Source organism: Pseudomonas sp. CC11G (genome assembly GCF_056174845.1).
Map to the genome: position 1 here is coordinate 18798 of NZ_JBWBZC010000011.1, position 19629 is coordinate 38426.

Here is a 19629-nt window from a genome sequence, read left to right on the forward strand (position 1 = left end):
GCAACTCCCGGGAAGAGGTCAGGGGCGTTCAAGTTGTTCGAGGGCAGCCTCCAGGGCCAGCCGGTAACCGCTGGCGCCAAGGCCGCAGATCACACCTACAGCAACATCCGAAAAGTAGGAGTGATGGCGGAAAGGTTCTCTCTTGTGCACGTTGGAGAGGTGCACTTCGATGAATGGGATGCTCACCGCCAGCAACGCGTCACGTAATGCGACGCTTGTATGCGTAAAAGCTGCCGGATTGATAAGAATGAAGTCCACCGCCTCGCTGCGAGCCGCGTGAATCCGCTCGATCAGCTCGTACTCGGCATTGCTCTGCAAGTACATCAGGTGGTGGCCGGCCTCGCGGGCGCGGCGCTCCAGATCGAGGTTGATCTGTTCCAGGGTGGTGGCGCCGTAGACGCCTGGTTCGCGCGTGCCCAACAAATTCAGGTTGGGACCATGCAGCACCAGCAAGGTGGCCATGAGGGTGTTTCCTTATTGTTTTGCTAATCGACGCTGCGCCGGACTATGCCGCAGCCAGGTTGGGCATGTCCAGTTCTCAGCAGTAGCTAGCACGATAGCAGCAGATTGCTGCAAATATAGGTCTGCTCGTCAGTACGCGGCCGCCGTACGCAGGCGTTCGGCGAAGGTTTTCGCGTCAATCTCTCCTACGACACGGACATCGACCCATTCGTCACCATTGGGCGCAAAAAACAGAATGGCGGGCGGGCCGAACAGCTTGTAGCGGTTGAGCAGGGTGCGTTGTTCTTCGTTGCTGTCGGTGATGTCGAAGCGCACCAGGCGATAGCGGCCAAGCTGGCTGGTGACCTCCGGTGCATGCAGCACTTCACGCTCGATCACCTTGCAGCTGATGCACCAGTCGGCATACCAATCCAGCAGTAGCGGCTGGTTGGCGGCCTTGGCAGCGGCGAACGCGGCGTCCAGTTCGGCGGGAGTTTTGACGGTTTGCCAAGTGTCGGCCACGGGCGCGGCACCGGGAGCGGCAACACTGGCGACCGGGCGACCCAGCGGGCGCAGCGGATCGCTTTCACCCTGCAACGCACCGATCCACGCCGTGATGCCGTACACCAGCAACACCAGGCCCAGCAATTGCGCCAAGCGCGCACGCGGCGCTTTGTAGCTGAACTCCAGCGCGCCGAGAAACAGCGCCACGCCCACTGCCAGCAAGCCCCACAACGCCAGCGCCAGGCTCGGCGGTAGTACGCGTTCGAGCATCCACACCGACACCGCCAGCAGCAACACGCCAAAGGCGTTGCGCACCGTCACCATCCAGTTGCCGCCCTTGGGCAGCAAGGTGCCGCCGCCGACGGCAAACAACACCAACGGCGTGCCCATGCCCAGGCCAAGGGCAAACAACTTCAAGCCGCCGCCAAAGGCATCGCCACTGGCGCTGATATAAAGAAGGGCTCCGGCCAATGGCGCCGACACGCACGGCGAAACCAGCAGGCTCGATACCACGCCCAGCAGCGCCGCGCCCCACAACGAGCCGCCTTTGGCGTTGCCCGCCATACGGTCCAGCGGTTCGCTGATAAAGCGCGGCAAACGCAGTTCGAACACGCCAAACATCGCCAATGCAAACAGGCCGAAGAACAGCGCGAAAGGCACCAGCACCCAGGCCGATTGCAGCCGCGCCTGCAGATTCAATTCGGCGCCGAACACGCCCATCAGTGCGCCGAGCAGGGCAAAGCAGGCCGCCATCGGCAGCACATAGGCCAGCGACAAACTCAAACCACGCAGCCCGCCAATCTGCCCGCGCAGCACTACGCCCGAGAGAATCGGCAGCATCGGCAACACGCACGGGGTAAAGGTCAGGCCCAGGCCGGCAATAAAGAACAGCAGCAATTCATGCCAGCCCCAACCGGCGACCGGGGCGGCGCTGCTGGCCGCCGGCACATTGCTTGGTGCGCCCTTGCCATCGAGCTCCAGACGCTCGGTTTCCGGTGGATAACACAGGCCTTTGTCGGCGCAGCCCTGGTAGGTGACGTACAGGGTGTAGGGCAGGTTGTAGGCATTTTTCAGTGGAAGTTCGACATCGAGAATGCCGTGGTACACCTCCACGTCGCCGAAATACTCGTCGTGTTTTTTCTCGCCCGGCGGCAATTGCGCGGGGCCATTGCCGACGTCGGCCGGTTCGATGCGGAATTGAAAACGGTGGCGGTACAGGTAATAGCCGTCGGTGGCGACAAAACGCAGGGTGACCTTGTCGGCGGTGTTATCCACCACGCTCAACTTGAACGCCTCACGCACCGGCAGGAAGTCGGCGCTGTTATTCAGCGGCGCGCCGAGGGTGGCGCTGGGGCGGTTATCCAGAAGACTGGCGCTGACAGGCAGGGCGAGCAACAGCAGAAACAGGCTGAGCAGGCGGCGCATGGAAATCTCGCTAAGAGGAAAGTGCGCGCAATCATAGCGGAAAGCGCCGGCGCGTGGCCTTGGGCGAAAGGACACACGAGGTTTCAGTAGGGCGCTTAACGTCGACAACGTTCGCGATTCTGGATTCCCGCCTTCGCGGGAATGACGGTGAACTCAACAATACTTCCGTCATCCCAGCGTAGGCTGGGATCCAGAGTGTCGGATCAAACGCGAAACGCCTGCACCGCCGTATGCAACTGCCCACCCAGCGCCTGCAACTGCTCACCCTGACTACGCCCATGATCGATGCGCTCCAGGTTGTCGCCGCCCAATTGGTGAATGCGCTCACTGTGCCCACGAATCTCACTCACCGCGCCACTTTGCTGCGCTGTGGCATCGGCAATCCGTTCGGCCATGCTGGCGATGGTGCGAATGGCCGTAACAATTTCATCCAGCGCCCCATCGGCCGCCTGGGCCTGACTGGCAGTCGCCTCGGCATGCCCCACCTGCGCACGCATGGCTTCCAGTGATTGCCCGGCCGCTTGTTGCAGCCGACCGATCAACTGCTGAATTTCCCCGGTAGCGCCGGCGGTGCGCTGCGCCAAGGTACGAACTTCTTCTGCCACCACTGCAAACCCACGCCCGCTTTCACCGGCGCGCGCCGCTTCAATCGCTGCGTTCAGTGCGAGCAAATTGGTCTGGTCGGCAATTGAGCGAATCACCGTCAGCACGCCGCCGATGGTGGCGGTTTCGGCGGCCAGGCGTTCGATGGCCTGGGCGTTGCCCTGCACTTCGCTGACCAATGTATGCATGCCGGTCAGGCTCTGGCCGATCACCGTTTGCCCTTGTTCCAACGCGCGGCCCGCTTCACGGCTGGCATCGGCGGCCTGGCTGGCGTCCCCGGCCACTTGTTGAATGGTGGATTCGAGGTCGCCCAAGGCATCGCGAATCTGTTCGGTGTCGCCGGCCTGCCGTTCGGCGCCGCTGTGCAAGCCATGGCTCAGCTCGGCCAAGGTACGGCTGCTGCCGGCCACCTGTTCAGCGTGCTGGCGAATGGTGCCCACCAAGTCCACCAGGTAAGCGCGCAGGCGGTTCAGCGATTCTTCGATATCGCGCAGCTCACGGGTATTGGAGTCCAGCACGATGCCTTCGGCAAAGTTGCCCTGGGCCCAGGCCGACAGCGATGGCGCCAGGCGGCTTAGCACGGTACTCAGGCGCCGCTGGATACGGTCGATGACCAGCGCGATCAACAGAATCAAACCAATCATGGCGCCTTGTAGCACGCGCACTTGCAGTTGAATGCGGCCGTATTCGGCGCGCACCGCTGGGCCAGTTCGTCGAGGGCGTGTTGGCTAGCGTTGAGCTTGTCGCTGGTTTTGCTCGCCAGGGCGCTGCGGGTTTGAATCAGCTCGCGGGTGCGGGTGAGTTCTGCCGGGTAGCGTTTGATCAAGCTGACCAGGTCGCGCTTCAGGCCGATGCCACGGTCTTCGGCCTGGCTGGCGCTGGTGTCGCTGGCAATGCCCATCATCGAGGCGAAGTCGTCGGAGCCGGAGTTGCTGGCATCGGCCACACCCAGCAGCGGCAGCGCTTGCAGCACATCGGCCTGCTGGCTGAGTACGGTTACTTCGCGCTCCACATCGCCGGCCAATTCATCTTTTCCGCTGCTTACCAGTTTGCCGCGCGCGTGGCCGAGGCGACTCAGGTGTACGGCGGCACTGAACAATGGCGCGCGGTAGGCGGCGCTCTGATCGGCCGAACCGCTGTCGGCGTAGGCGCTCAGTTGCTCCAGTGCCCCGGAAATTTCCCGTTCGGCTTGCAGCAGCAAACCTTGTGGGTCGCCGGCCAGTTTACCGGCGGCCAGCAGTTCATTGCTGGTGAAGGTCTGCAAGTCGCTCAGGCTCGGGCGCAGGTTGGCGGCCAGTTCCGACGGCAGTTCATCGGTGGCTTTCTGCAAACCGTCGATAGCCTGGCTGGCGCTGCTATGGCGCAGGGCGTCGCCGCTGGCCAGGTAGTCCTGAATATTCTTGGCCACCTCGACCTGAAACCGCTGCGACAGATTCAGGTACTGCTCCATCAGCTGATACGGACGCTCCAGCGCACGCTGCGACCACCAGAGCGTGGCCGCCAAAGCCAGGCACACGGCAACCAGCAGGGAGGTGTTGAAGTTGGTGAGGTGTTTTAGGCGCATAGACAGGACTCGACCGATAACACATGGCGTCAAAACGCCATGACTGGCTGTAAAGTCCTGAATTTATTGCTCTTTCATTGCAGGCTGATGACAGCGTGACGGGCGTCACGCTTTTTCCTGGGTGGAAAGTCAGCTTTCGAAGATGTCCACGCGGTTGCGGCCGCCGTGTTTGGCGACATAGAGCGCCTGGTCGGCGCGCTTGGAAAGTTCGTTGCTGTCCATGTCATCCAGCAACTGGGCAATACCGCAGCTAAAGGTGCAGGACAAATCCTGCGGGGTCGCGGGGTAGTGAATTTCAGCGAAACGCTGACGAATGCCATCCAGCACTTTCGCCGCCGTGGCCGCGTCGGTATTGGGTAATACCACGGCAAACTCTTCGCCGCCGTAGCGGCCGATATGGTCGGTCTTGCGCAGCCGCTGCTTGAGAAACAACGCCAGGCTTTTGATCACGCGGTCGCCCATGGGGTGGCCATACACATCGTTCACTTTTTTGAAGTGGTCGATATCGAGCATGGCAAACGTCACTGGCTGATTGTCGCGACGGGCGCGGGTGCGGGTGTCGTCGAGCAACTGCAGGATGTGCGTGTGGTTGTACAAACCGGTGAGGCTGTCGCGGACCATGCGCGATTTCAGGTTGCGCGCACGCTCGGCACGGTTGCGCACCGTGGCGATCAAATGACGCGGCTTGATCGGTTTGGTCAGGAAGTCGTCGCCGCCTTCGCTCATCGCATCGAGCTGTTTATCCAGATCGTCTTCAGCCGAGAGGTAAATGATCGGCACGCTCACATAGCGGTCGTTGTGGCGAATCACCTGGGCCATCTCCGTACCGCTGCACTCGGGCATGTACATGTCGAGAATGATCAGGTCAGGCTGGAATTCAGCCAGCACGCTCATGGTCTTGATCGGGTCGGTGAGCGTCTGGGTAATGATGCCGGCGCTGTTCAGTACCCGTTCGGTGTGGGTGGCCTGGGCGCGCGAGTCATCGATGATCAGAACGCGAAACGGCTCGTACTGGCTCACATGGGTGAGCACTTCAATACGCTCCAGCAGCGTGGAAGCATCCAGGCTGCCGGTGAAAAATTCTTGCCCGCCGGCGCGCACGGCCGCCAGGCGGGTAGGGGTGTCGGTTTCTTCTTCGCTATAGAAAAGCAGCGGTAGCTTTTGCTCGAGGTCTTGCTGAATTTCGTGGGCAAGCTCAAGGCCTTTGCCGATACCGGCGAAGTCCACTTCCATCAGGATGGCGGCTGGATGGCGCTCGCGCATGGCGGCGCGGAAGGCGTTGACGTTGGCGAACGACTGCGCGCTCAAACCAAAGAATTCCAGTTGCTGCGCCAGGCGCTCGGCACGTTCGCGGTCTTGCAGGCCGACGTACACGGGCTTGCGCAGCGGCGGCAGGAAGGTTGTTCGTATTGGTCGCCATGGCGCAAACCGGTACGCGACAGACGCTGCATCAACTGGTTGAGCTCGGTGATCAGCGCACTATTGAGACGGCCTTTATTGGCGCCACTGGCCTCGAGGCACTGGCCGATGCTGCGGGCCAGTTGGGCGTGTTCGTCCTGACCAAAACGCTCGGCATAACGCAGTAAACGCAGGTTGGCTTCGGCCAGTTCGGCGTCGTTCCATTCGCGCTCCTGCAGCCGTTGCCACACCTCCAGCACTTGCCGCGCCTGGTGAATCACGCGCTGGGCAAAGTGGTGTTTGAGGCGATCGCTGCTGAGGTCTTCTTGCTCGGACATGGCCGGACGTCTTCTTTAGTACGCGGTTGCCGCTCAGGCGGCTCGAATGGTGGCGCTATGCTACCAATGCTTAATTTGTACGCTAGTACCGTCGATCATTTGACGCCAGTCAAGTAGCAAAATTTTGACGGGCGGCGAGAAGTACTACGCATGTCAGACTTGTTACAGGACCAGCGGTAAGTTTGCGTTGTCGCGCTGCGCATCCGCAAGCGGTTCCCTTATAGTGCCAAACAGGCGGCACCCTCCAGTCAGGCTGTGGTCGAACTGCTGACTTCGATTGAAAGGACTAGGTCATGTTGAATTGGAAGAACCGCGCCAGCACCGTACGTGATGGCGTCGGCAACTCGGTAGATGGCGCTCGTAGCTACTTCGGCGGCCTGTGGGTAAGCCGCGCATTGGGCACCTTGCTCGCTCTTTATTTGATTGGCGCCGGCCTGATTGGCTGGTGGTGGAGCCAGGAGCCGGGCCTGTTTCAAGTGCAACAAAATGCCCAGCAGGCCGCGCAAGCAGCGAATCGCAAACTGGTGAGCGGCTACACCACCGTCGAAACCCTGAAGAAAGTCGTCTCCACCTTGCTGGATAAACCCGGCGGCTACCTCTCGAACGACCTGGCACCGCCCGGCCTGTGGCTGGATAACATGCCGAGCTTCGAATACGGCGTGCTGGTGCAGGTACGCGACCTGTCCCGCGCGCTGCGTAAAGACTTCGCCCGCTCGCAGACCCAATCCACCGAAGACCCGGATCTGGCCAAAGCCGAGCCGCGTTTCAACTTCGACAATAAAAGCTGGGCATTGCCGGCCTCTGAAGCCGAGTACCGCGAAGGCATCAAATCCCTCGACCGTTACCTGGCGCGCCTGTCCGACCCGAACCAGCCGAGCGCGCAGTTCTACACCCGCGCCGACAACCTGAACAACTGGCTGGGCGACACCGCTACCCGTTTGGGTTCGTTGTCGCAGCGCCTGTCCGCCAGCGTCGGCCAGGTACGTTTGAACAGCGTCGTGAAAGAGCCTGAGCAGTCCGTTACCGCTGGCGACGTGCCGGCCGTGCGCGAGGAGGTCTACGAAACGCCGTGGATGCAGATCGACAACGTGTTCTACGAAGCCCGTGGCCAGGCCTGGGCGCTGTCGCACATCCTGCGTGCCATCGAAGTTGACTTCGCCGACGTGCTGGCGAAAAAGAACGCCACCGTCAGCGTGCGGCAGATCATTCGTGAGCTGGAAGCCAGTCAGGAACCGCTGTGGAGCCCGATGGTGCTGAACGGCAGCGGCTACGGCATTCTCGCCAACCACTCGCTGGTGATGGCCAACTACATCTCCCGCGCCAACGCCGCCATCATCGACCTGCGTCAGTTGCTGAGTCAGGGTTATGGTTGCTGTGTCCCAACAGGAGGTCGCGCACCGCGCGGCCTCCGACGCCGAACAGATCGCCTGGGTCGATGACGCCGATAACGAACTGGGCAGCCTGCCGCGTGCCGAGTTGCGTGAACGCGGGTTGATCGGCCGCGGCACTTTTATCCTGTTGTTCAACAGCGCCGGCGAACTCTGCGTGCACCGGCGCACCTTGAGCAAAGCCATCTACCCCGGTTACTGGGATGTAGCCGCCGGCGGCATGGTGCAGCAGGGCGAAAGCTACGCCGAGTCTGCCGCCCGCGAGTTGGAAGAAGAGCTGGCATCGGTGGCGTGCCGTTGACTGCACACGAACATTTCTTCTTCGACCAACCCGGCAATCGCCTGTGGTGCGCGGTGTTTTCCGCCGTCTCCGATGCGCCGCTGCGCCTGCAACCCGAAGAAGTGCTGGAAGCGCGGTTTATGCCCCTTGAGGCCGCCTTGGCCGCCGCAGAAAGCCAACCGTTTTGCCCCGACTCGCTCGATGCCCTCAAACGCTACGTGCGCAGCCAGGCAGCAGGTCGCGAATTCGGCGTTTAATGGCGCAAATTGGCTATTAGCAACAGCCGCTTTTATCGGTACACTTCGCCGCCTTTCAAGCCTGAGCCTCCCGGCCCAGGTGCGCTGCCCCTGCCAGAGTGGGGCTTCGCGGCTGACACCTTTGTCAGCTAGTCGCTTTCAGGTCCAACCATTCCATAACGCTGCGCTGGACCTTCCTGACCGAGGAACAACCCGGTGGTCAAGAAAGCTTCGTCCTTTTCCGCCCTTGGCGGTTTGGTGTTTTCCACCGATGCAGGCCGGCATTGCCCCGACTGCAGCAAACCTGTGGACGCCTGCATCTGTAAACAGACCGCCATTCCCGATGGGGATGGCATCGCCCGTGTACGCCGCGAAACCAAAGGTCGCGGCGGCAAGACGGTGACCACCATCACCGGCGTGCCGCTGGCCGAAGAACCGCTGAAAGAGTTGGCCAGCCAGCTCAAACGGCGGTGCGGCTGCGGTGGCTCGTTGAAAGACGGGATCATCGAAATCCAGGGCGACCATGTGCAGCTGCTCCTCGATGAATTGCTCAAACAGGGCTTCAAAGCAAAGAAATCTGGCGGCTGACAGACTGCCTCCTAAACTTCGCCTTTTACCCGTTTGCCATCGACGCGGCTGAACACCTCAGTAATCGTCATGTCCACTGCTTACCTTGCACGAGTCGGGGCTGCCCGGCGCTTTTGAATTCTTTTAAGAAGGGAACCTGAATGTCCGTACGACGCACACGTAAAGATGACGGCAGCCAATGGACAGTCGCGGACAGCCGCAGCGTTTACGGCATTCGCCATTGGGGCGCCGGTTATTTCGCCATCAACGAAGCGGGCCGTGTCGAAGTGCGCCCCAGCGGCCCAAACAGCGCACCTATCGATCTTTTCGAACAGGTTGAAGAACTGCGTCAGAGCGGCCTGTCGCTGCCGTTGCTGGTGCGCTTCCCGGACATTCTGCAAGACCGCGTACGCCAGCTGACCGGCGCCTTCGACGCCAATATCGCGCGCCTTGAATACCAGAGCCAATACACCGCGCTGTACCCGATCAAGGTGAACCAGCAGGAAGCGGTGGTAGAAAACATCATCGCCACCCAGAACGTTTCCATCGGCCTGGAAGCTGGCTCCAAGCCCGAGCTGTTGGCCGTGCTGGCGCTGGCGCCGAAGGGCGGCACCATCGTCTGCAACGGCTACAAAGACCGCGAATTCATTCGTCTGGCGCTGATGGGCCAGAAGCTCGGTCACAACGTTTTTATCGTTATCGAAAAAGAATCCGAAGTACAGCTGGTGATCGAAGAAGCCGCTGAACTGAAGGTGGCGCCGCAGGTTGGTCTGCGTGTGCGCCTGTCTTCGCTGGCCTCGAGCAAGTGGGCCGATACCGGCGGCGAGAAATCCAAATTCGGTTTGTCTGCCGCGCAACTGCTGTCGGTGGTCGAGCGCTTCCGCGCCGCCAAACTCGACCAGGGCATTCGCCTGCTGCACTTCCATATGGGCTCGCAGATCGCCAACCTGGCCGACTACCAGCACGGCTTCAAAGAAGCCATCCGTTACTACGGCGAACTGCGCGGCCTTGGCCTGCCGGTTGACCATATCGACGTCGGCGGCGGCCTGGGTGTGGACTACGACGGCACCCACTCGCGCAATGCCAGCTCCATCAACTACGACATGGACGACTACGCCGGCGTCGTGGTGGGCATGCTCAAAGAATTCTGCGACGCGCAGGAACTGCCGCACCCGCACATCTTCTCGGAAAGCGGCCGCTCCCTCACCGCCCACCACGCCATGTTGGTGGTGCAAGTGACCGATGTGGAAAAGCACAACGACGACGTGCCGACCATCGACGACAAGGAAAACCTGCCGGAAACCGTGCAGTGGCTGGTCGATTTGCTCGGTCCGACCGATCTGGAAATGGTCACCGAAACTTACTGGCGCGCCACCCACTACATGAGCGACGTGGCCAGCCAATACGCTGACGGCAAAATCAGCCTGACCCAGAAAGCCCTGGCCGAGCAGTGCTACTTCGCCGTGTGCCGTCGCCTGCACAACTCGCTGAAAGCTCGCCAGCGCTCGCACCGTCAAGTGTTGGACGAACTGAACGACAAGCTCGCCGACAAATACATCTGCAACTTCTCCGTATTCCAGAGCCTGCCGGACACCTGGGCTATCGGCCAGGTCCTGCCGATTTTGCCGCTGCATCGTCTGGGTGAAGAACCGCTGCGTCGCGCCGTGCTGCAGGACTTAACCTGCGACTCCGACGGCAAGATCAAGCAATACGTCGACGAACAAAGCATCGAAACCAGCTTGCCGGTGCACGAAGTGCGTGAAGGCGAGGACTACCTGCTGGGTATCTTCCTGGTTGGCGCCTACCAGGAAATTCTCGGCGACATGCACAACCTGTTCGGTGACACCGACTCGGTGAACATCTACCAGAACGCCGACGGCACCGCGTACCACGCCGGTATCGAAACCCACGACACCATCGAAGACATGCTGCGCTACGTGCACTTGTCGCCGGAGGAGTTGATGACGCACTACCGCGACAAAGTCGCCAGCGCCAAGATCAGCCCACGGGAACGCACCCAGTTCCTCGATGCGCTGCGGTTGGGGCTGACGCGTTCGTCGTACTTGTCGTCGTAACCCAAACGACAGCTACTCCTCGTAGGAGCGAGCTTGCTCGCGAAGCTCTAAGAGCCCTTCGCGAGCAAGCTCGCTCCTACAGGTGGCGTCACCTGCAGGAGCAGCACCCCGTATGCGTCTACTGCTAACCCCATTTTTTCTCGCCATCAGCGCGCTGCTCAGCGCGTGTTCCCCAGTCGGTTTGCTTAACGCCATCACCCCGACTGACAGCTACACAAAAACTACCGCCATCGCCTACGGCAGCGACCCCCGTCAGCAGCTGGATATCTACACGCCCACCGTAAAGAAACCCGGCCCCACGCCGGTGGTTTTGTTCTTCTACGGCGGCAGTTGGAATAGCGGCGAACGCAACGACTACCGCTTTGTCGGCGAGGCATTGGCCAGCCAGGGCTACGTCGCCGTGATTGCCGACTACCGCCTTTATCCACAAGTGCGCTACCCCGACTTTCTCAAAGACAACGCCAAAGCCTTCGCCTGGGTTCGCGAGCACATAGGCACCTACGGCGGTGACCCCGAGCACCTGTTCGTGATGGGCCACAGCGCCGGCGCCTATAACGCCGCGATGCTCGTCCTCGACCCGCGCCTGCTGGCCGAAGTACACCTCGACGCCAGCGCGATTCGTGGCTGGATCGGCCTGGCAGGCCCCTACGATTTTCTACCCATCGAAAATCCGGACGTACGCCCGGTGTTCTTCTACCCCAACAGCCCACCGGACTCGCAACCGATCAACCACGTCACCGCAAACACCCCACCGGCCCTGCTGCTGGCAGCCCGCGACGACGACCTGGTCAACCCGCAACGCAACACCGGCGGCTTGGCCAAGCGCCTGCGCGCGGTCGGAGTGCCCGTGAGCGAGCACTACTACGACAACGTCAGCCATATCACGTTGGTTGCGGCGCTATCGCGGCCGCTGCGTTACAAAGCGCCTGCGCTGGAAGAGATTGCGCGGTTTATCGACAGTGATGGTGGGCGTACGCCCTGACGATTAAAAGCTCGAGGCTGAAGCCTCTCCTACAGGTGGCGCGATCTTTCGTGGGAGAGGCTTCAGCCTCGATGCTCTTCAGGTCTTCAAGATAACGAGAGGGGGCTACTACGGCGCGCCCAACTTAAGCGTACCCAGCGCCAAATGCGCGAACACCGACCAACCAATCACGCTCAAAACGCCCAGCACCAGATACCCCACCACAATGCCCAGCGCGATCTGTTTCCACAGGCCGGCGTGTTGATTCGAGCTGCTGCTATTGGTACGGGTAGGCCGGTCGCGCTCAGCGCGGATATCGTCGAAATCGTCTCTCATGTTCTCTCCGCGACGCCCAGGGGCGCCTCTATAAGTAGTTGGCCTGCTTGTGGCTGCGCAGGCAGTGCCGGCCATTCTACGGGCCGGTGCCGGGATAGCCGAGTGACTACTTGCGCCGATAGCTCTTGTTACCCGACGGCGTCAGGCAATACTCCCCGCCGCGCGGCCCCACACACAGCGAGCCGCCGCCGCAGGGACAGTCGCCGTTGCTGCTGCCGACGGCTTTGAGCGGCGCCTGGCTGCCACCCACACTCGCCGAGCAGTTCTTCTTCGAACCGCTGATCGAGCCGTCGTTGCATACAAATAGCGGCCCATCGCAGCGAGCAATTCCGCCTTTGGCGCCGGAGCAGGGCGTGTTGGCGAAGCTGGGTTGGGCAAGGCCGAGGGCGGTAAGCAGGAGGGCAAGCTGAGCGAAACGGGCGAGCACGGCGAGATCCTTTTTGCGCGTAATAGGGCGATATGGCGGGCGATCGGTCTATCCGTCCAACGTACTGCGGCCGATTCTGCCCAGCCATTTTCTCGCCGTCACCTGTCTCCCCGTTTGGACAGCCCGCCAACCCTGTACTAGGTTCATCACGTTGTGCTCCGACAAGGATGCAGCCCGGCGTTCGCCCTGTTCTGCATCGTTCTCTCCAGGAGCTTCTGCAATCAACTGCCCATCGATCCGCCAGCGTTGGCAAACGCAGGCGGTGAAGTGCGCTCGTCTACCTGATTGAGGACGTTGCAGATATGGATACGGGGAGTATTTCGCTGTGGCTGTCGCTGGCCTTTATCGGCATTTCCATGTGCGGCCTGGTGGTCATCTTTCTGATCATCAAAAACAAAACCATCGAAAACGAAAACATCGACAAGATCATCGAACTGGGCAAATGGTTCGTGGCGTCGGTCGCCATCACCCTGTCGGCGTCGATCATCAACGACGGTTTTCGTGAGCGCGACCAGGACATCAAGGAAATGGAGGTCTTCGACAAGTACGTCAGTACGGTGCTGGAGGCCGACAGCCTGGAAAAACGCAAACTGCTCTCCGAATACTTTGTAGCCGTCTCGCCCAACGGCGAAATCCGTGATGCGTGGAGTAACTACGAGCAGATCGTGGATAAACACATCAAGGAAAACGAAGCGGACCTGGCCAAGGTCGCGCAGCTGGAATCCAAAGAGCAGAAGGGCGAAGCGTCTCCCGAGGACGTAAGTCTCAAAGCCAATCTCGCCGAGAAAATCAGCATTCGCAATGAAAGCCTGATGGTGCAAACCAGCCTGCCAAAACCCAAAACTACACGGGTGTTTATCCACATCAACGATGAAGCACAGCGCCAATCCATGACGGAGCTTCGCAACAACCTGTCGGGCCTGGGGTTTGCCGTTCCCGGCATCGAGAACATTGCCGGCAAAGCGCAGGTTCCAGAGAACCCCAATGTTCGCTACTTCAACGACCAGGATGCCGATCAGGCCGCGGTCATCGTCGAGCAACTCAAATCCCTTGGTTATCCGGACGCCTACCCCTATCGGGTAAGGGCCATCAGCGCGCCGTTGGGTTCGCTGGAAGTGTGGTTGGGCAAAAAATAACCTGAGGTGTTATCCACAACGAGGAGACTTATATGCTTGCCTGGGGCCAGAAAGTATCCAAACCATTCCGCGACCGCGTCGTTGGCATGTCCACCACGCTGAGCGTCGATCCCAACTTCCTGATGGCCTGCATGGCCTTTGAATCCGGCGAAACCTTCAGCCCTTCCATCAAGAACGCCGCCGGCAGTGGCGCGGTCGGGCTTATCCAATTTATGCCCAGCACCGCCCAAGCGCTAGGCACCACCTCGCAGCAACTGGCCGCCATGAGCGCGGTGAAGCAACTCGACTTCGTGGAAAAATACTTCTTGCCGCGGACGGGGAAATTGAAGTCGCTGGAGGATGTGTATATGGCCATTCTCTGGCCTGTCGCTATCGGTAAGCCGCTGGATTTTGTGCTGTTCGATAAGAGCGACCCCGAGCACCCGAAGCGTTATATCCAGAATGCAGGGTTGGATTTTAATCGGGATGGGAAGATTACCAAGGCGGAGACGGCGGCGAAGGTTAGGGCTAAGTTGGAGAAGGGGTTGGAGGTGGGGAATGCGTCTGCCTAGCGCGGAGTAACGGTTGCATCAGATTTTCTTCCATCTAACGTGGCATCTCCCGAATAGTCGCAACGCAAGGTACTGCAGGAAGAATCAAGATTCTTCCTGCAGTACCTAAGAACTTTCGCTCCGGTTCGAAGAGCGGTCTGAGTTCAAATATTGCAAAAGTAGATAACTATATAGGCTCACTCTACGGGCATTGGATTCTTTCGCTATTTCCTAGCCGAACTCTGGTTTAGGCGAAGTTTCTATGAGTTTGGAGTTTGATTAGTCGACTTTTAAAAGAAGGAATGAAAAATGGCTTTTTACGTAGTAAATACTCAGAAGTATCTTGAGAAGACAACTGAGCCCGACGGTAGTGTGTGGCGATACCTGTATCACCCCGGAACAGAGTGCCCCGCCTCCGGAATTTACCGTTGTGCCGGTTGCGGGATGAAGTGACTTCCAACAAGGGGGATCCTCTTCCGCCGCAGAGTCATAGGCAGCACACCACCGGCGATAAAATTCTTTGGCAGTTGATTGTTCAGACGAAGACTAAGTAATTCGGCTTGGGTTGGGTTTTGCGGGCGACGCGTTAGTGGGCGCCCGCAGTCTGAATTGAGTAATCGGGGACAGACCACCATTTCCTTCCGCGAAAGTCTTACTGGACACCATCAGGGCATGTCGTGCCATTTCCCATCTCATCGATAAGCTGAATCACCTGAGGGGATATCAGGAAGCTCGACAATAGCGCCCTGTTTTCATTGAGCTCATTCCCGATTTCATTTATCTGAGTAACCGCTCTTTTCGCCTGCTCATTTAAGTTATCTAGATAAGCCTTCGCCGCCAAACATCCGCTTTCGGTTGATAGCCTGAACTCACTGCGAAAATGATGAACCAGGAAATTCCGCTTCTGCAGAAGGTCGGTTAGGTCGTCGGAAATCTGCTTGGCTCGCTCGGCGTTCACCGGGATTCTGAAGCGCGAGCGAAACGCAACGTTCTGGCCGGCAGGCAGTTCCGGTTCTTTGGGGGCTTCATCCAGTTCGGCGGTCCTTTCTAACAGCAGCCGAATGAGGGAGCCCATTGGAAGCTTTGCAAGCTTCTCCCGTTGCTGCTTTGGCGTTGGCCCATAGCTCGACACTTCAAAGTGCGGCAACAGGTTTTTAAGCGCCTGCTCATACAACTGCAGGTTAAGAATGCATTTCCCGATCAGCACAAAAACCGCTGTCTGCGCTTGCTCGAGTTCGTCAGGGGGGAGATTGGTCATCCATTTCCAGCCGTGTGGGTTCGGCTTGGATTCTAGGCACGAGTGAGGGAAATTTCGAGGTGGGCTGTGAGGCAGTGATGTAGTCACCTTTCCCGCTTTTCTAACGCGCACAAAAAAGGGCTTAGCTTTCGCTAAACCCTTGTTTTGTTTGGTGGCTACACAGGGACTTGAACCCCGGACCCCAGCATTATGAATGCTATGCTCTAACCAACTGAGCTATGTAGCCAAGTGGCGCGCATTATTCTTGGGTCGGGCTTGGCTGTCAAGCTGAAATTTCTTCCTTTTTTCACGCACGATCAATCGCTTAGCTTCTAGTGGGTATCGCTTTGGGTGATGCCGCTTGGCTGCATCAGCGGGTTTTGCGTGAGCTGCTCGAGGGCCAGTGGTTTGGCGAAGTAGTAGCCCTGGGCCTGGCCGGCGCCGATCTCTCTGAGCAATTGCAGCGTAGCTTCGTCTTCCACGCCTTCCGCTACCACTGACAACCCCAACGATTCGGCCATCCGCACAATGGCGCGCACGATGGCGCGGCTGCGGGAGCTGGTGGTGAGTTCGAAAATAAAGGATTTGTCGATCTTCAAGCCGCTGAATTGATATTGGTGCACGTAGCTCAGGGATGAAAACCCAGAGCCGAAATCGTCGAGCACCACGCTCATGCCTTGGTCGGACAGTTGCTGCATGGTCCGTTGTGCCTGCGCGGGTTCCGCCACCAGTGCGCCTTCGGTGAGCTCCAGGCAAATGCGTGCCGGCGCGATGCTGTGGCGGGCGAGCAGGGCCAGCACTTCTTCGGCGAATTCCGGGCGGGTGATGCTGTAGCTGGAGCAGTTGACGTGCACTGGCGGCCAGTTGGCGTGCTCGGGCTTGGCGAGAATTTCTGCCACGCTGTTGAGCATGTACAGGTCAAGGCGGCCGATCAGGCGCAGGCCTTCCAGCGCCGGCAGGAAATACCCTGGGGCCAGCACGCTGCCGTCGGGTTGCTGCCAGCGAATCAGTGCTTCCAGGGAAACCAGCTCGCCGGTGCGCACGTTAACGATGGGTTGGAAGTACGGCACCAGTTCGTCGCTGCGTTTGAGTGCATTGCGCAGTGCTCCTTCGCGTTCCATCTGGTCGGACACTTCGCGGCGCAGTTCCTGGTTGAATACTGCAAAGCTGTCGCGGCCGGCGTTCTTTACCCGGTACATGGCGGTGTCGGCGTCACGCAGCAGGTCGGCCGGTTCTTGATGGAACTGCTGGTCGGCGCTGACGATGCCGATGCTGCACGAGGAAAACAGTGTGTGGCCGTCGATGACAAACGGCACATCGAATTCGGTAAGGATGCGCTCGGCAATCCCGATTGCCACTTCCAGTGGGGCGCCGGGGGCCAGTACGGCGAATTCGTCACCGCCCAGGCGGGCCAACAGGTCGCTACCGCGCAGGCAGGCACGCAGGCGCGCGGCGGCTTCGGTGAGCAGCAGGTCGCCGAAGTGATGACCGAGGCTGTCGTTGATCAGCTTGAAACGGTCGAGGTCGATAAACATCACCACCAACTGCTGGCCGTGCGCGTGGAAGTCGCCCCACGCCAGATTCAGGCGGTGTTGCAGGTGGCTGCGGTTGGGCAGGCCGGTCAACGAGTCGTGGGTGTTTTCGTGCTGCAGTTTGGCGTTCGCGTAGTCCAGTTCGCGGGTGCGGCTCTGTACGCGTTCTTCCAGTTGCAGATTGGCCGCCTGCACCGCTTCGGCGGCGTTGCGACGGGAGAATGCGGTGTCGATATGCCGCGACACAAAAGTCAGCAGCTCCTGGTCGCGCAGCGTATAGCGCACGTTGGGTTCGTAGCTTTGCACCACCAACACGCCGCGCACGTCGTTGTCGGCGAACAGCGGAATGCCCAGCCAGGATTGCGAGCGCACCGGCTCGTTGCTGCGCTCGATTTCGCCGACGTCCATCAGCCGTGAGGCTTCGTCGTAGTCAATCAGACAGGGGCGCCGTTGGCGTATCACGTATTCGGTAAGGCCGCGGCGGCCACGGCGCGAGGGCGGCGGGTCGCTGCGTTGTTCGTCGACGAAGTAGGGAAAACTCACTTCGTTCAGTTGCCGGTCGAACTGGGCAATATAGAAGTTGAGAGCGAACAACAGCTCGCCAACGATGCTATGCAGGCCGCGGAACAGGTCGACCATTTCCCCGGGCTGGCTGGACAGCTCGGTGATCTGGAACAAGGCGCTTTGCAAGTGCTCGGCGCGTTCTCGATCAGCCACTTCCTGGCGCAATGTGTGGTTCAGCTCGGACAGTTGCAGAGTGCGGCGCGACACGGTTTCTTCCAGGTCGGCACGGTGCAGGATGCGGTCCAGCGCCATGGCCACGTGGCGCACCACCACCAGAAACAGCGCGCGGTCTTCGGAGCTGTACACCCGAGACTTTTCATACACCTGCATGGCGAGCATGCCGAACACTTCGTCGGACGCATTCTTCAGCGGTGCGCCCATCCAGAATTCCGGCTTGTGGCCTACGCAGAAAAACCGGCCCTGGGCTTCGGCTGCGTAAATGCCCGCAGCGTCGATCAGCAGCGGTTGGCCACTGGTGAGCACCATGCCGGTGAGGGACAGATGCTCGGGGTCGAGGTACTCGTAGGTTTCCGCTTCCAGCGCTTCGGTGTCGATGATGTCGACGTAGTAGGGGTAGGTGATCTTGCGGGTGTCGCAGTCGTACAGCGACAGATAGAAGTTTTCCGCGTCGATCAGGCTGGCCAACTGCTGGTGCACGCCCATAAGGAACTCGGAGCGTTCGCGGGTGGAGGTGGCCAGGTAGGTGATTTCGTACAGCACCCGTTGGGTTAGCTGGGCGCGGGCCAGGGTCACGGCCTGGGTTTGCAGGGCCAATTGTTGCGCCAGGTCGGTCAGCGCGATGGTGTCTTCAGGGCTGCACTGTTGCGGCGCGAGCAGCCAGCCCAGCACGCTCTCTCCGCTGCCTGTCGACCAGCGCCTGAGTTGACGACTTTGGCAAAAACTGTCGAGTTGTTCGGGTGCAAGGCTGTCTGGCCATTCGGCGTCAGGTTCGCCGCGGCCGCTGAGGTGCAAATGATCGTTCACTCGGTACCAAGCCCAAGCGTGTGTCTGCGGCCATTTGCAGGCGTTCGCTAGCAAGGTGCTGATGGCGCTGGCAAAGGCGCTCGCGTGGGGCGAGCCGTGGGGCAGGGTGGACGAATTCATTGGCGCTCCAAGCCAGAAGCTGACTGGGGCCCATCTTCGGGCCTACACCCACGCGCTGGCAAGCGAGCACGTGGGAATTGCCTGATTCACGAGTGGATGGGTAGTTGGGCGTTCCAAGGGATTACTTAATTTGCAGCGGATTTTTGGAGTTATTTAGTTCTGTTGCAAATAAATATGTTGCTCCCCTCTTGAGGTCATTTTTATGCTTTTGTTGTTTCAGGCTTGCTATTAAGTAGGTTTTTTCTTGCAAGTTATATTTAAGTATTTAATTACAGAAACGCTTAGAGGTCGCGGACTAAAAGGGTCTCGTCAGTGTGGGGCTAGGCTATATCTCTAGAAAATGTAGGTTTGGTCTTTGATTAAATTTGGCTATGGAAATTTCTTTTAAAGTTCGGCAAGGTTTGAGCGTGTTCAACTTGCTGAACTGCAGCCGAACATATTTGCAACATAGGCATTGTGAGGGAAGACAATGAGCAGCTTTCAAAACGAAGTACCCAAGGCTCGGGTCAATATCAAGCTGGATCTGCATACCGGCGGCGCCAGCCAAAAAGTTGAACTGCCGTTAAAGCTTATGCTGCTAGGCGACTACAGCAACGGGCGCGAGCAGCGACCGCTGTCGACGCGATGCAAGGTCAGCGTCAACAAAAACAACTTCGATAACGTCTTGGCCGACTTTTCGCCGAAGTTGAAGCTGGCGGTAGTGAATACGTTGGTCGCCGATGGTCCCGAGGCCGCGATCCAACTCTGCTTCGAGAAAATGAAAGATTTCGAGCCCGAACAGGTTGCGAGACAGATACCGCAATTGCGCGCGCTGTTGGCGATGCGCAATTTGCTACGTGACCTGAAATCCAACTTGCTGGATAACGCCACCTTTCGCTATGAACTTGAACGTATTTTAAGAAATGAAGCGCTACGGGGTGAGTTGCGTATAGAACTTGCTGCGCTCACCAATCACGGGTAACACCGCCAGATACCGTTATTTT

General features: G+C 59.4%; 12 protein-coding genes, 1 tRNA gene and 4 pseudogenes. 8 read left to right on the top strand and 9 right to left on the bottom strand.

Annotation, left to right across the window (positions count from 1 at the left end):
* Window positions 1–18 precede the first annotated feature (18 nt).
* The 4 genes and pseudogenes from aroQ to AC0V2S_RS14670 all read right to left on the bottom strand — a co-directional run bounded on the left by aroQ (window position 19) and on the right by AC0V2S_RS14670 (window position 6273).
* Window positions 19–462 (bottom strand): type II 3-dehydroquinate dehydratase, encoded by a 444-nt coding sequence (gene aroQ, locus AC0V2S_RS14655; RefSeq protein WP_108098429.1) that lies wholly within the window; start codon window positions 460–462, stop codon window positions 19–21.
* Window positions 463–591: 129 nt separating this feature from the next.
* Complete coding sequence (locus AC0V2S_RS14660) at window positions 592–2370, bottom strand: protein-disulfide reductase DsbD (RefSeq protein WP_475510383.1); 1779 nt, start codon at window positions 2368–2370, stop codon at window positions 592–594.
* 203 nt (window positions 2371–2573) lie between these two features.
* Window positions 2574–4537: pseudogene (locus AC0V2S_RS14665) on the bottom strand (methyl-accepting chemotaxis protein).
* Window positions 4538–4666: 129 nt separating this feature from the next.
* Window positions 4667–6273 (bottom strand): annotated as a pseudogene (locus tag AC0V2S_RS14670) (diguanylate cyclase).
* A 293-nt stretch (window positions 6274–6566) separates the two neighbouring features.
* Between AC0V2S_RS14670 and AC0V2S_RS14675 the strand changes: the two are divergent.
* From AC0V2S_RS14675 to AC0V2S_RS14695, 5 genes and pseudogenes are all read left to right on the top strand, one after another.
* Window positions 6567–7637: pseudogene (locus AC0V2S_RS14675) on the top strand (DUF2333 family protein); the annotation flags it as partial.
* A 1-nt stretch (window position 7638) separates the two neighbouring features.
* Window positions 7639–8198, top strand: a pseudogene (locus AC0V2S_RS14680) (NUDIX hydrolase).
* A gap of 195 nt (window positions 8199–8393) precedes the next feature.
* Window positions 8394–8765, top strand: coding sequence for a translation initiation factor Sui1 (locus AC0V2S_RS14685; protein WP_475510384.1), 372 nt, complete (start codon window positions 8394–8396; stop codon window positions 8763–8765).
* A gap of 140 nt (window positions 8766–8905) precedes the next feature.
* The gene (gene speA / locus AC0V2S_RS14690) at window positions 8906–10819 is read left to right on the top strand and encodes an arginine decarboxylase (protein WP_475510385.1); all 1914 of its coding nucleotides are present in this window, start codon (window positions 8906–8908) and stop codon (window positions 10817–10819) included.
* Window positions 10820–10931: 112 nt separating this feature from the next.
* Window positions 10932–11801, top strand: coding sequence for an alpha/beta hydrolase (locus AC0V2S_RS14695; protein WP_475510386.1), 870 nt, complete (start codon window positions 10932–10934; stop codon window positions 11799–11801).
* Between the two features lie 108 nt (window positions 11802–11909).
* Here AC0V2S_RS14695 and AC0V2S_RS14700 read toward each other — a convergent pair whose 3' ends face one another.
* Entirely contained in the window at window positions 11910–12116 is a 207-nt protein-coding gene (locus AC0V2S_RS14700) for a hypothetical protein (RefSeq protein WP_475510387.1), read from the bottom strand.
* Window positions 12117–12222: 106 nt separating this feature from the next.
* A complete protein-coding gene (locus AC0V2S_RS14705) occupies window positions 12223–12543 on the bottom strand; it encodes a YdcA family protein (protein ID WP_475510388.1) in 321 nt (106 codons plus the stop codon).
* 302 nt (window positions 12544–12845) lie between these two features.
* Here AC0V2S_RS14705 and AC0V2S_RS14710 point away from each other — a divergent pair, with 302 nt between their 5' ends.
* Both AC0V2S_RS14710 and AC0V2S_RS14715 read left to right on the top strand, forming a co-directional pair.
* Window positions 12846–13679: a hypothetical protein gene (locus AC0V2S_RS14710; RefSeq protein ID WP_475510389.1), complete on the top strand. Its 834-nt coding sequence runs from the start codon at window positions 12846–12848 to the stop codon at window positions 13677–13679.
* Between the two features lie 32 nt (window positions 13680–13711).
* Window positions 13712–14230, top strand: a complete 519-nt coding sequence (locus tag AC0V2S_RS14715; protein WP_475510390.1) for a transglycosylase SLT domain-containing protein — start codon at window positions 13712–13714, stop codon at window positions 14228–14230.
* 631 nt (window positions 14231–14861) lie between these two features.
* Here the strand turns inward: AC0V2S_RS14715 and AC0V2S_RS14720 are convergent.
* From AC0V2S_RS14720 to AC0V2S_RS14730, 3 genes are all read right to left on the bottom strand, one after another.
* On the bottom strand, window positions 14862–15467 hold the full coding sequence (locus AC0V2S_RS14720) for a hypothetical protein (protein ID WP_475510391.1): 606 nt from the start codon (window positions 15465–15467) through the stop codon (window positions 14862–14864).
* A gap of 149 nt (window positions 15468–15616) precedes the next feature.
* Window positions 15617–15693 (bottom strand) — tRNA-Met (locus AC0V2S_RS14725).
* Between the two features lie 85 nt (window positions 15694–15778).
* Window positions 15779–18646 carry a bifunctional diguanylate cyclase/phosphodiesterase gene (locus AC0V2S_RS14730; RefSeq protein ID WP_475510392.1) on the bottom strand — a complete coding sequence of 956 codons (2868 nt, stop codon included), beginning with the start codon at window positions 18644–18646 and terminating at the stop codon, window positions 15779–15781.
* A gap of 469 nt (window positions 18647–19115) precedes the next feature.
* Between AC0V2S_RS14730 and tssB the strand changes: the two genes are divergently transcribed.
* On the top strand, window positions 19116–19607 hold the full coding sequence (gene tssB / locus AC0V2S_RS14735; RefSeq protein ID WP_475510393.1) for a type VI secretion system contractile sheath small subunit: 492 nt from the start codon (window positions 19116–19118) through the stop codon (window positions 19605–19607).
* Window positions 19608–19629: the final 22 nt, after the last annotated feature.

Bases quoted from the DNA above. Each gene is read 5' to 3' on its own strand.
- aroQ (WP_108098429.1), bottom strand. From the start codon at position 462: ATGGCCACCTTGCTGGTGCTGCATGGTCCCAACCTGAATTTGTTGGGC.
- AC0V2S_RS14660 (WP_475510383.1), bottom strand. From the start codon at position 2,370: ATGCGCCGCCTGCTCAGCCTGTTTCTGCTGTTGCTCGCCCTGCCTGTC.
- speA (WP_475510385.1), top strand. From the start codon at position 8,906: ATGTCCGTACGACGCACACGTAAAGATGACGGCAGCCAATGGACAGTC.
- AC0V2S_RS14695 (WP_475510386.1), top strand. From the start codon at position 10,932: ATGCGTCTACTGCTAACCCCATTTTTTCTCGCCATCAGCGCGCTGCTC.
- AC0V2S_RS14700 (WP_475510387.1), bottom strand. From the start codon at position 12,116: ATGAGAGACGATTTCGACGATATCCGCGCTGAGCGCGACCGGCCTACC.
- AC0V2S_RS14710 (WP_475510389.1), top strand. From the start codon at position 12,846: ATGGATACGGGGAGTATTTCGCTGTGGCTGTCGCTGGCCTTTATCGGC.
- AC0V2S_RS14715 (WP_475510390.1), top strand. From the start codon at position 13,712: ATGCTTGCCTGGGGCCAGAAAGTATCCAAACCATTCCGCGACCGCGTC.
- AC0V2S_RS14720 (WP_475510391.1), bottom strand. From the start codon at position 15,467: ATGACCAATCTCCCCCCTGACGAACTCGAGCAAGCGCAGACAGCGGTT.
- AC0V2S_RS14730 (WP_475510392.1), bottom strand. From the start codon at position 18,646: ATGAATTCGTCCACCCTGCCCCACGGCTCGCCCCACGCGAGCGCCTTT.
- tssB (WP_475510393.1), top strand. From the start codon at position 19,116: ATGAGCAGCTTTCAAAACGAAGTACCCAAGGCTCGGGTCAATATCAAG.